The sequence below is a fragment of the Polaromonas sp. P1_G2 genome (assembly GCF_056405515.1).
Genome location: NZ_JBFUBY010000786.1, coordinates 1 through 561, shown reverse-complemented (window position 1 = coordinate 561; position 561 = coordinate 1). Strand labels below are relative to the sequence as shown.

At 63.3% G+C, this 561-nt stretch carries 1 protein-coding gene; it reads left to right on the top strand.

Annotated features, from left to right (window positions below):
- Positions 1–8: 8 nt before the first annotated feature.
- Positions 9–561, top strand: a 553-nt coding sequence (locus AC1D0P_RS27585; RefSeq protein ID WP_477679641.1) for a 2Fe-2S iron-sulfur cluster-binding protein, incomplete at its 3' end; no start/stop codon positions are given.

The following is a 561-nucleotide window of genomic DNA, read 5'->3' as shown; positions in this document are numbered from 1 at the left end:
ACAGGTCGATGAGTTCTTATCGTCTTGCAAAGGGCGGATTGATCGACCGCGCGTCGGCGCTGTCGTTCACATTCGATGGCACACCGCTCAAGGGATTTGCCGGCGACAGCCTGGCCTCCGCATTGCTGGCAAATGGACGGCTGCTGGTCGGCCGCAGTTTCAAATATCATCGTCCGCGCGGCATCCTGACCGCGGGAGCCGCCGAACCCAATGCGCTGATGACCATCGGCAGCGGCGGGCGCACCGAGGCGAACACCCGCGCGACCATGCAGGAACTCCATGAGGGCCTCGAAGCGAGGAGCCAGAACCGCTGGCCGTCGCTCGATTTCGATATCGGCGCGCTGAATAGCCTGCTTGGCCCGTTCCTCGGCGCCGGCTTCTACTACAAGACTTTCATGTGGCCGGCGGCCCTTTGGGAAAGGTTCTACGAACCATTCATCCGCAAGGCGGCTGGCCTTGGCAAGGCCACGTACGAGGCCGATCCCGACACTTACGAAAAGTGCTGGGCACATTGCGACCTGCTGGTGATTGGCGCGGGACCCGCGGGCCTTGCCGCAGCGC